Raw genomic sequence first — 12,423 nt, 5'->3', positions numbered from 1 at the left:
ATAACCTAATTTTTATATATAAAAAAAATTCATTAAAAAAATATAATTAAAAATATTCATAATTAATCAAAACGAAATTTAATACTTTTATACAATTTAAATAAAAAAATAATTTTAATACAAAATAAATATAATAATATACTGAAAAAACGTATAAATTAAATACTATATTTAAACTATTTTTAAATTTACCTCTATAAAAATTATTATGAAATTTATAATCAAACAAAAAAAACTATTAAAAATATTAAAAAAAACAACTTTAATAATATTTAAAAATACTATTAATCCAATTTTAGAAAATGTTTTAATGGTTCTTGATAAAAAAAGGTTAACACTGACATCAAGCAATTCAGAAACAGAACTAGTAACAGCAACATATGTAGATCATGAATTTTCAAAAGGTAACATCACAGTTGCTGGGAAAAAATTATTAAATATATGTAAAAGTTTTTCACAAAATACTAATATATTAATTTCAATAAAAAACAATTTTATGATTATAAACATAAAAAAAATTGTATTTAAACTATCTACTTTACCAGCATCAGACTATCCAAAATTTGATTCATTTACAAAATATAGTAAGTTTATTATCGCTCAAAAAAAATTTAAAAAAATAATAAAAAATTCATATTTTTGTATGGCTAAAAATGATGCTAGATATTATTTAAATGGTTTATTTGTTATATTAAAAGAAAATTCAATCCAAATGGTATCAACAGATGGATATAAAATGGCAATATCTACTATTTTTATAAAAAACAAAAAATATATAAAAAATTCAATAATTATAACAAAAACAGGAGTACTAGAAATATTAAAGCTTTTAAAATATGACGATGAAAATATTAGCATATTAACTAACAACTGTAATTTAAGAATACTTACAAAAAAAATTATGATTACTACTAAACTTATAGATGGAGACTTTCCAAACTACAAAAATTTAGTAATAAAAAAACCAGATATAACTATCATAATTAAATTAGAAAAACTAAAAAAAACTCTTAATAGAATTTCTATTCTATCGGATTCATCTTTTTATGGTGCTAAATTTTACATAAAAAATAATATTATGAAAATAACTTCTGAAAACGAAGAATATGAATCAGCTAAAGAAAAAATATCAATTGTAAATAATTACAGTGATGCGATTGAATTTAATTTAAATATAAAATATTTTCTTAACATATTACAAAACATTGAAAATAAAACTATATTTTTATCATTAAAAAAAAACGCGTCAATAATACAAATACAAAAAAAACCAAATTCTAAAAACATTTACATGATCATGCCATTGATTTTTTAAAACATTGAAAATATAAATTAATTAAAAAAATAATAAAAAACAAATTTTATAACACTATTTTAAATTTAAAAGAGAAAAGTAATGTCTAATTCTTATAACTCATCAAATATAAAGATATTAAAAGGTCTAGAAGCTGTACAAAAAAGACCAAACATGTATATAGGAAATACAGATGATGGAAGCGGGTTACATCATATGGTATTTGAAGTAGTAGACAATTCTATAGATGAAGCTATATCTGGATATTGTAACAAAATATTTATAAAAATGCACTTAGACAATTCTATTTCTGTAGAAGATAATGGAAGAGGCATGCCGATAGATATACATAAAGAAGAAGGAAAATCTGCAGCAGAAGTAATAATGACTATATTACATGCTGGTGGTAAATTTGATTCTGACTCCTATAAAATTTCTGGAGGACTACACGGTGTTGGAGTATCAGTAGTAAATGCATTATCAGAAAAGCTATATCTAACAATATATAGAGATGGAAAAAAATTTATACAAAAATATGAAAACGGAAATCCAATTACTAAATTAAAGTCAGTAAAAAAAAGCCAGAAAACTGGAACAAAAATAAAATTTTTACCAAGTAATAAAATATTTACTAATATAAAAAAATTTAATTATGACATATTGTCACAAAGGTTTAAAGAACTATCTTTTCTAAATCCAGGTATATCAATATTTTTAGAATATAAAAAAAAGCACATCTTAAAAAAGTTTTATAATAATGGAAATATAAAAAATTTTATAAAATTTTTAAATAAAAAAAAAAAACCAATACATAATAAAATATTTTATTTTTCTAAAAGAAAAAAAAACATAAAAGTAGAAGTATCCATGCAATGGAATTGCAAATTTTCAGAAAAAATTTTATGTTTTACAAACAACATAAAACAAAAAGATGGAGGGACACATTTAGCAGGACTTAAATCTTCTATAACAAGAACAATAAATAACTATATAGAAAAATCATATATTATAAAAAAAAATAAAATAGCAGCTATAGGAAACGATACAAGAGAAGGATTAACATCTATAGTTTTAGTATATATGCAAAATCCAAAATTTTCTTCACAAACAAAAGACAAACTGGTGTCATCGGAAGTTAAATCTTTTGTAGAATCTTCTGTGAGTGAATATTTTAGTGAATATTTATTAGAAAATCCTAATGATGCTAAAATTATAATAAATAAAATTATACATGCAATAAAAACTAGAGAAGCAGCAAAAAAAGCTAGAGAAATAACTAGAAAAAAAAATACGTTAGATGCATGTTCTATACCTGGGAAGTTGTCTGACTGTCAAGAAAAAAATCCAGAATTGTCTGAAATTTATTTAGTAGAAGGAGATTCAGCAGGGGGGTCAGCAAAACAAGGTAGAAACAGAAAAAATCAAGCAATACTACCTTTAAAAGGAAAAATATTAAATGTAGAAAAATCTAAATTTGAAAAAATGTTATCTTCAGAAGAAGTAACAAATTTAATCACAGCTCTAGGATGCGGAATAGTAGATAATTCTTTTTCAATAGAAAAATTAAGATATCACAACATAATAATAATGACAGATGCTGATGTAGACGGATCACACATAAGAACTTTGTTGTTAACATTTTTTTATAGACAAATGCCAGAAATAATAAAAAATGGTCATGTTTTTATAGCCCAACCGCCTCTATACAAAATAAAATCTCGGAAAAAAGAGATATTCATAAAAGATGAAAAAACATTAAACATATTTCAAATAAAACACTCTCTAGAAAATTGTAAAATGTATTACACTTATCCATCTAGAAAAAAAGTTAAAACAGAAAAATTACATAAATTGATTTTTAATTATATGGATTTAAAAAAACAAATAGCAAAAAAACAAAATAAAATATTTATGTGGCTATTAGATGAATTAATAAAAAATCCAGTATTATTTTCTTTAAAAAAAACAGAAAAAACAATAACATGGATTAAAAAAATAATAAAAAATTTAATAAAAAAATCAAATAATAATATAAAATATACATATAAGTTAATAAAAAATAAAAGAGATAATGATTTTGTAATAAATATAAAAAAATCTACATATGGAAGAGAAAATGTTATAAAAATAGAAAAAAAAATTTTTAAAACAACAGAGTATAACATAATTAAAAAATTTAGCAAAAAAGTTAATAAAATAATAAAAAGAAAACCTTTTGTAACAAAAAATAATATTTCATATAAGATGTCTAACTTTAAAAATATGTTAAATAGTTTACTAAAGGATTCACAAAAAAAAATATTTATACAAAGATACAAAGGTTTAGGAGAAATGAATCCCAATCAATTATGGAATACTACTATGAATCCAAAAACTAGAAGAATGTTAAAAGTTTCTATAAAAGATAGTAAAAAAGCTAATAAACTTTTTAAAACTTTAATGGGTGATTCAGTAAAACCAAGGAAAAAATTCATAGAAAAAAATTCTTTAAAAGCAGAAAATATAGACTTTTAAAAAAAAATTAACATAATAAAAATCTAAAAACTTTGCGGCAGGAAAACGAATAATCCCGCCGCTAAATATAACAAAAAAATTATAATTTAATTTTTTTTGTTCACTTTTTACAACTTTCAGTTTCACAATCTCTTCATAAAAAATATTTAAACATTTTTTTATTTTTATATATGATATTAGAATTTATAATTCTTTCTAACTATTTTTTATCAATTCAAACAAATTTTTTATCAAGATTTAAATATGATGTTATTGTATCAGATAATACTATTACATAACTTGGTTGAATTTCTAAGATGCCGTGAGAAACATAAAAAGAATGTTCTTTATTTTTATTATCTAATATATATAATAATCCAGGTTTTATACAAGTAAATAATGGCATGTGATTAGAATATATGCATAGTTGTCCTTCTACACCTTCAATGTAAATTTTAATAACATTTCCAGAAAACATATGTTTTTTTTTACTAACTGCTTCTAAAAAAAAACTCATATAAATTCCTTATATATAACTTTCTGAAATTAATATTTCAAATTTTTATTTTTTTCAAAAACTTCTTCAATTTTACCAATCATATAAAAAGACTGCTCTGAAAACTCGTCCAATTCTCCAGAAAGAATTTTTTTAAAACCATTTATTGTATCTTTTAAATTAACATATTTGCCAGGAAATCCAGTAAAAGTTTCAGCAACAAAAAATGGTTGTGATAAAAATCTTTGTATTTTTCTTGCTCTAAAAACTAATAATTTATCCTCTTCAGATAATTCATCCATACCTAAAATTGAAATTATATCCTTTAGTTCTTTATATTTTTGTAACACTTTTTGTATTTCTCTAGCTGTATTATAATGATCCTCTCCAACAATTTCAGGATCTAACTGACGGCTAGTGGACATCAATGGATCAACTGCTGGATAAATACCTAAAGATGCTATATTTCTACTTAATGTTATTGTAGAATCTAAATGAGAAAAAGTGGTAGATGGGGAAGGATCAGTTAAATCATCTGCAGGAACATACACAGCTTGTATAGAAGTTATAGAACCATCTTCAGTAGAAGTAATTCTTTCTTGTAATCTACCCATTTCTTCTGATAAAGTTGGTTGATATCCTACAGCAGATGGAATTCTGCCTAGTAAAGAGGATACTTCTGTGCCAGCTAACGTATATCTATATATATTATCTATAAATAACAAAACATCTTTACCATCATCTCTAAACTTCTCTGCTAAAGTAAGACCAGTAAAAGCCACTCTTAATCTATTTCCTGGAGGTTCATTCATTTGACCATATACTAACACTACATTATCTAATACTTTTGAAGTTTTCATTTCATGATAAAAATCATTACCTTCCCTTACTCTTTCTCCTACTCCTGTAAAAACAGAATATCCTAAATGTTCTATAGAAATATTTCTAATTAGTTCCATCATATTTACTGTTTTACCTACTCCAGCCCCACCAAATAATCCTACTTTACCTCCTTTTAAAAAAGGACATATTAAATCTATTACTTTTATACCTGTTTCTAAAACTTTACTATCAATAACTCTAGACAAATAATTGGGAGGTTCTCTATGTATTTGCCTATATTCTATTTTTTTCTTTTTATCTATATTTTTTATTTTTCCTTTATTATCAATAGGATTTCCTAGAACATTTACTATCCTACCTAACATAGATTTTCCAACAGGTATTTTTATACAATGACCTAAATCTTCTACTTTAAGTCCTCTTTTTAATCCGCTAGAACACCCCATAGAAATAGTACGAACTATACCACCCCCAATATGTTGCTGAACTTCTAAAAATAATATTTTAATACCATTTTTTATTCTTAACTGATTAAAAATTTTTGGAACTTCTTTTTGAGAAAACTCTACATCTATTATATCTCCAATAATTTGTACAATCTTTCCAACATTCATATTTTGTTCAAACCCTTTCAGCATTTTTATATAATACTTATAAAATTGCAGAATACCCAGATACAATTTCTATAAGTTCTTTTGTAACATTATATTGACGATGTTTGTTATATGTTAATTGTAATTTTTTTAATATATTATTACCATTATCAGTAGCTTGTTTCATAGAAACGATTCTAGCAGATTGCTCACAATATAGATTTTCTAAAATACTGTAATATATTTTAGATTCCAAATATCTATCAAATAACATATCAAGCAACCATTTAATTTCAGGCTCATAAATATAATCCCATGAATGTTTTCTATAAATATTTTTATGTACATTAACATTATATATTGGAAGCAATTGAAACATTCTTGGAATAAATGTCATAGAATTTTTAAATCTATTACTTGCTAAAAAAATTTTTTTAACTTTTTTTTCATTATATAAATTTTTTATAATATTTAAAATTTTTATTGCATTTTTATATAAAGAGCTATATCCAAAATTTGATTTAAACAAAATTATGTTTTTAGAAAAAAATTTAAAAAAAAATTTTGATTTTTTGCCTAAAACTATTAGTTTTACATTTTCTTCAGAATATTGTCTTATTATTTTTAGTACTTCTTTAAATAAGTTATTGTTTAAACTTCCACATAATCCTTTTTCAGTAGACACAATTATTATACATACAGCATCTATTTTATACTCATTTTTTATATAACTATGAAAATATTCTAATTTTGCTTGTATAATATTTGTTACAATCTTGTTAATTGCGCAATAGTATGCAGATCTAGAATTTATTAAAAGTTTCATCTTTTGCATCTTAGATATAGATATCATTTCCATAGTTTTAGTTATTTTATTAGTATTTTTTATACTCTCAATATTATTTCTAATTTCTTTCGAGGACAACATAACAATTTTCCCTGGCAATATTAAAAAAAAATTTTCGAATTAAACTTTTCTGCGATTTTAAAAAATTGTTTTTCTATAACATTATTGTATAAACCACATGTATTAATTTCTTTTATTAAACTAAAAAAATTTTTATTAAAATATGTTAATAACATCTTTTCATATACATGAATCTTTTCTACAGGAACCTTTCTCAAAAATTCATTTTCTGCAATAAATAATAACAAAGATTGCTCAGCAATGCTAATAGGTCTATTTTTAGATTGTTTAAACAGTTCAGTTAACTTCTGACCATATAACAAATTGTTTTTAGTAACATTGTCTAAATCTGAAGAAAATTGAGAAAAAGAAGACAATTCTCTATATTGAGCAAGAGAAGCTCGAATTTTTAAAGCAAATTTTTTTATTATATTTGTCTGAGCAGATCCTCCAACTCTAGAAACAGAAATACCTGGATTAATAGCTGGTATAATACCAGAGTTAAATAAATCAGATTCTAAAAAAATTTGTCCATCAGTAATAGAAATTATATTCGTAGGTATAAAAGCAGATATATCTCCTTCTTGCGTCTCTACAATAGGAAAAGCAGTTAAAGATCCTGTTTTATTTTTTATAAGCCCCTTAGTTTTATTAAATATATATTCTCTGTTAACCCTAGACGATCTTTCTAAAAGCCTAGAATGCAAATAAAAAATATCACCAGGAAATGCTTCTCTACCAGGAGGTCTTCGCAATAAAAGTGATATTTGTCTATACGCCATAGCATGTTTAGTTAAGTCATCATATATTATTACGGCATCTTCTCCATTATCTCTAAAAAATTCGCCCATAGTACAACTAGAATATGGCGATAAATATTGAAGAGAAGCCGGGTCAGAAGAAGAAGCAACTACTATTATTGTATTATCTAATACATCTTTTTCTTCCAAAATCTTTACTATATTTAATACAGAAGAAATTTTTTGACCAATTGAAACATATATACATTTTACACCAGCTTTTTTTTGATTAATTATTATATCTATAGCAATTGTAGTCTTTCCAGTTTGTCTATCTCCTATAATGAGTTCTCTTTGACCTTTACCAATTGGTATCATAGCATCTATAGCTTTACAACCTGTATGTATAGGTTCATTTACTGTCTGTCTAGACATTACATCTGGAGCATCTTCTTCTACTGCAGAACATTTTATGAAATCTAATTTTCCTTTTCCGTCTATAGGCTCCCCTAAACTATTTAATACTCTTCCTAGCAATCCATTTCCTACAGGAACTTCTAAAACTTTTCTAGTACATTTTACCGTCATGCCTTCACACAAACTCAAAAATGAACCTAATACAATAGCACTAATACAGTCTCTTTCCAAATTTAATGCAATAGCATATTTTCTATTATCTACTAACAACATTTCTCCTATCATAGCATTATACAAACCAGTAACTCTAATAATTCCGTCTATTACAGAAATAATTGTTCCTTCACTATAACTTTTATTAGAAATTTTAAATTTAGAAATTCTTTCTTCTATAATACTACTAATAGCTTTAGAATTTAAATACATCTTAATTAAACCTCTATAATACATCTAACATATATTTTTTTATTTTTTTCAAATCAGAATTAAAACTGTTATTAAATATAAAATCATTAACTTTTATTACAAATCCATAAATTATAGACTTATCAAGTATATTCTTTAAAAAAACCTTTTTAGAAAAATTGTTTTTAACAAAATTATGTATACTTTTCATAAATTTCATAGACAAAATTTTTGAAGAATATACTATAGCAGAAACAACATCTTTATCTGACTTCCAATATTCATAAAACATATATTTTATATCTTTCAATAAAAACAATTTATTATCTTCAGACAATAACCTTATAAAATTACAAAAATTTAAATCTATGTTATTTGCACATATTTTTATAAAAATATTTGAAGAAAATTTACTACCAAAAATACAATTAACAATGTTTTTAATTCTACTATCTACAGATAGTTTACTAGTAAATCTCAGCATATTATACCATTTAAAAGTTACAAAATTTTTCTTAGAAAAATTAAATGCTGCTAATGCATACGGTCTAGATAAAGTTTTATTAATCATAAATTTACAGTACTCTATACAATATAGTTAAATATCAAAATTTATTTTATTAAAAATTTTGTCTATATCTTTTTTTTTAATATACTTTTCTAAAATTTTTTTTGAGATTAAAATAGACAAATTAGTAACCTCTTTGTTAATATCTTGCAATATTAAATTTTTTTTTAAATTTAACTTTTTAGTTCCATCTGATATTATTACTTTTCTTTTTTGTTCTGCATTAAGAATAGCTGCTTCTAATATTAAGTTTCTATCAGATTTTGCTCTATGTATAATATTTTTAGCTTCTAATTTAGCTAAAGATATATATTTTTTTGCTTTATTCTCCATATTTATACACTTAATTTTTCTGTTTTCAGCCAACTCAAAAGATGAAGATATTTCTTTCTGTCTTTTTATTATAGAATTAATTATATTAGGCCAGATATATCTTGCACAAAAAAAAACAAATAAAAAAAAAGATATAGTTTGCCCTAAAATAGTTGCATTAATATTCATTTATTTTTTCCATAGAAATTTTTATACTAAACAATAATTGAAACTTTTATAACCATAAAAAATATAATTTTATATAACAGCAAATAAAATATATAAACTAATACCTACAACTATCATTGGAATCGCATCTACTAACCCCATGATAACAAAAAATTGAGTTCTTAAAGTAGGAATTAAGTCTGGTTGTCTAAATGCTCCTTCTAAAAACTTACTTCCTAGTATTCCTATTCCAATAGCTGCACCTATGGCAGATAATCCCAACATAATTGCAGAAGCTATATAAAGCATTTCTATATTAATATGAGACATATAATTTTATTACCTCTCTTTTTTTTAACAAATTTTAATTTAAAAACAATTTTATTTTTTAGAAGCCATAGATAAATATACTATTGATAATGTCATGAAAAGAAAAGATTGTAAAAACATTATTAAAATATGAAATATAGCCCATGGAACATAAAAGCACCATTGTATCCACCAAGGAACAATACATGATATTAATATAAATATAATTTCTCCTGAATAAATGTTACCAAATAATCTTAACCCTAAAGAAACTATTTTAGATATTAAACCTACAATTTCTAAAATAAAGTTAAAAATAAAAAAAATTGGATTAGAAAAAGGATGCAAAAAAAATTCTGAAAAAAATTTTTTTAATCCTTTATACTTTATACTATAAAATATAATTAATAAAAATATATCTATAGCCATTGATAAAGTAATATTAATATCTGAAGATGGAACACATTTTACATCATCTAAATTAAAAATTTTTTTTGCAATATATGGAACAAAATCTATTGGAATTATTCCCATAAAGTTCATTAAAAAAACCCAAACAAATATTGTCAATGCTAAAGAAGAAATAAAAATACTATCTCTACAAAATATTTTTTTTACATTATCATTTACAAAAATTACTACAAGCTCAACCATAGACTGAAACTTACCTGGTTTTCTATATCTAAATTTTCTAGAAACTATAAAAAATGTTACCAAAAAAATAAAACATAAAAAATGTGAAAAAAAAATTGAATCTATATTTAATACCCAAAAACCATTTTTTATATCTTCATGATTAATAATAGAAAAATCTTTTAAATCCAATTGAAGATGCATTAAATGATGATTAATATAATCTTTTATATTATAAATATAAGTAAAATTCATTAAATAAAAACCTTTTATTAAAAAAACTGTTTTTAAATTATATAATTAAATTTATGTATAAAATTTTAATATTTATAAAACTAAAATATTATAAAATCTATCATAAAAATTATTATTTAATAAACTTTTTTTTGATATTAATTAATAAAATAGAAATGGCTACAGGAGTAATACCTTGTATTCTAGATGCTTGCCCTATTGAACTAGGTTGAAATTTATTTAAAATGCTTTTAACCTCTGTAGACAAACTTTTTATTTTAGAATAATCAAATTTAATAGGAAGTGCAACATTTTCATAAGAAATAAACTTTTTAGTATCTTCATTTTGTCGCTTTATATATCCTTCATACTTAGAAATTATTTCCACTTGTTTAATAGCTTCAAAATCATCGGATTTAAAATGAAAATTTTTTAAAAAATTTAAATTCATAATATCAAAATTAGGTCTTTTTAAAATTTTATAGCAAGAAGTATTTTTTTTAAAAACAACACCAAATTTTTTTCTTAGAATAACGTTATCTAAAGAGTTTACTAATAATTTATATTTTTTTAAATTTATTATTTCTTTTTCAATATTTCGTTTCTTTATACAATATCTTTTCCATCTTACAGAATCTACAATTCCTAATTTTTTGCCCACTTCAGTTAATCTAATATCAGCATTGTCTTCTCTCAAAAAAAGACGATTTTCAGATCTTGAAGTAAACATTCTATATGGCTCCTTAGTTCCTTTAATGCACAAATCATCTACTAAGACACCTAAATAAGAAAAACTCCTTTCTGGATACCACATAGATTCTTGAGAACTATGTAAAGCAGCATTCAAACCAGCTAATAAACCCTGAGAAGCGGCTTCCTCATATCCGGTAGTGCCATTTATCTGGCCAGCAAAAAATAAACCATTTATATGTACACTTTCTAATGTCTTTTTTAAATCTCTGGGATCAAAAAAATCATATTCTACAGCATAACCAAAATTTAAAACTTTAACATTCTCTAACCCTACAATAGAAGTTAAAATTTTTAATTGAATATCTTCTGAAAAACTTGTAGAAATCCCATTAGGATAAATAGAAAAATTATCTATTCCTTCAGGCTCTAAAAATATCTGATGACTTTTTCTATTTGGAAATCTAATAATTTTATCTTCAATCGAAGGACAATATCTCGGACCAATACTTTTTATAATACCAGAATACATAGGACTCTTATTTATATTTTTTTTAATTATATCAAAAGTTTTTTCATTAGTGTGTGTAATATAACATGGTATTTTAGGTAATATTTTATATTTCTCTTTAATAAAAGAAAAACTAAATTGCATTTTATGACTGTTCTGACATTCTAATTTACTAAAGTCTATAGTCCTTGAATCAATTCTAGGAGGAGTTCCCGTTTTTAACCTACCAAATTTGAAAGGAAACTTTTTTAAATTTGAAGAAAATTTTTTAGAAGAAAAATCATTTATTCTCCCTCCAGAAAACCTCTTTTTCCCTAAATACATTTTTCCATTTAGAAAAGTACCTGTTGTTAAAACGACAGATTTAGAATAAAAATTTCTTGATAAATTAGTGCATACTCCTATAACTTGGTTATTTTCTAATATTAAATCCTCTACTTCACACTCGATTATAGATAAGTTTTTTTCACTAGATAAAAAATAATAAATACTCTTTTTATAAAAATTTCTATCTACTTGCATTCTAGTAGATCTAACAGCAAAACCTTTATTAGTATTTAGATATCTAAATTGAATACATGACCTGTCTGCTGCTCTAGCCATAATACCTCCCAATGCATCTATTTCTTTTACTAAATGGCTTTTTCCAATCCCTCCTATAGAAGGATTACAAGATAATTCTCCTATTGTGTTAATATTTTGAGTTAGTAATAAAGTTTTTTTATTTTTTCTAGAAGAAACCATAGCAGCTTCTGAACCTGCATGACCACCTCCTACTATTATGACATCAAAATTAATAAAATTTTTCAT

At 23.3% G+C, this 12,423-nt stretch carries 11 protein-coding genes; 2 read left to right on the top strand and 9 right to left on the bottom strand.

The window, feature by feature from the left end; all coding sequences use genetic code 11:
* The first annotated feature begins 208 nt into the window (after positions 1-208).
* Together dnaN and gyrB are read left to right on the top strand one after the other, a co-directional pair.
* A complete protein-coding gene (gene dnaN, locus RJI84_RS00055; protein ID WP_343189098.1) occupies positions 209-1,315 on the top strand; it encodes a DNA polymerase III subunit beta in 1,107 nt (368 codons plus the stop codon).
* Positions 1,316-1,396: 81 nt separating this feature from the next.
* Positions 1,397-3,808: a DNA topoisomerase (ATP-hydrolyzing) subunit B gene (gyrB, locus tag RJI84_RS00050; protein ID WP_343189097.1), complete on the top strand. Its 2,412-nt coding sequence runs from the start codon at positions 1,397-1,399 to the stop codon at positions 3,806-3,808.
* Positions 3,809-4,022: 214 nt separating this feature from the next.
* Here the strand turns inward: gyrB and atpC are convergent, their stop codons facing one another.
* The 9 genes from atpC to mnmG all read right to left on the bottom strand — a co-directional run bounded on the left by atpC (position 4,023) and on the right by mnmG (position 12,423).
* On the bottom strand, positions 4,023-4,304 hold the full coding sequence (atpC, locus tag RJI84_RS00045) for an ATP synthase F1 subunit epsilon (protein ID WP_343189096.1): 282 nt from the start codon (positions 4,302-4,304) through the stop codon (positions 4,023-4,025).
* A gap of 29 nt (positions 4,305-4,333) precedes the next feature.
* Positions 4,334-5,740 carry a F0F1 ATP synthase subunit beta gene (gene atpD, locus RJI84_RS00040; protein WP_343189273.1) on the bottom strand — a complete coding sequence of 469 codons (1,407 nt, stop codon included), beginning with the start codon at positions 5,738-5,740 and terminating at the stop codon, positions 4,334-4,336.
* Between the two features lie 37 nt (positions 5,741-5,777).
* A complete protein-coding gene (gene atpG, locus RJI84_RS00035; RefSeq protein ID WP_343189095.1) occupies positions 5,778-6,647 on the bottom strand; it encodes an ATP synthase F1 subunit gamma in 870 nt (289 codons plus the stop codon).
* A 20-nt stretch (positions 6,648-6,667) separates the two neighbouring features.
* The gene (gene atpA, locus RJI84_RS00030; protein WP_343189094.1) at positions 6,668-8,209 is read right to left on the bottom strand and encodes a F0F1 ATP synthase subunit alpha; all 1,542 of its coding nucleotides are present in this window, start codon (positions 8,207-8,209) and stop codon (positions 6,668-6,670) included.
* 13 nt (positions 8,210-8,222) lie between these two features.
* The gene (gene atpH / locus RJI84_RS00025) at positions 8,223-8,759 is read right to left on the bottom strand and encodes an ATP synthase F1 subunit delta (RefSeq protein WP_343189093.1); all 537 of its coding nucleotides are present in this window, start codon (positions 8,757-8,759) and stop codon (positions 8,223-8,225) included.
* A 27-nt stretch (positions 8,760-8,786) separates the two neighbouring features.
* Complete coding sequence (gene atpF / locus RJI84_RS00020; RefSeq protein WP_343189092.1) at positions 8,787-9,257, bottom strand: F0F1 ATP synthase subunit B; 471 nt, start codon at positions 9,255-9,257, stop codon at positions 8,787-8,789.
* Between the two features lie 69 nt (positions 9,258-9,326).
* A complete protein-coding gene (atpE, locus tag RJI84_RS00015) occupies positions 9,327-9,566 on the bottom strand; it encodes a F0F1 ATP synthase subunit C (protein ID WP_343189091.1) in 240 nt (79 codons plus the stop codon).
* A 51-nt stretch (positions 9,567-9,617) separates the two neighbouring features.
* Positions 9,618-10,433: a F0F1 ATP synthase subunit A gene (gene atpB / locus RJI84_RS00010; protein WP_343189090.1), complete on the bottom strand. Its 816-nt coding sequence runs from the start codon at positions 10,431-10,433 to the stop codon at positions 9,618-9,620.
* 112 nt (positions 10,434-10,545) lie between these two features.
* Positions 10,546-12,423, bottom strand: a complete 1,878-nt coding sequence (gene mnmG, locus RJI84_RS00005) for a tRNA uridine-5-carboxymethylaminomethyl(34) synthesis enzyme MnmG (RefSeq protein ID WP_343189089.1) — start codon at positions 12,421-12,423, stop codon at positions 10,546-10,548.

The organism is Buchnera aphidicola (Chaitoregma tattakana) (genome assembly GCF_039370165.1).
In the GTDB taxonomy this organism is placed as follows: domain Bacteria; phylum Pseudomonadota; class Gammaproteobacteria; order Enterobacterales; family Enterobacteriaceae; genus Buchnera_G; species Buchnera_G aphidicola_F.
This window is presented reverse-complemented; position numbering and strand designations above follow the sequence as displayed.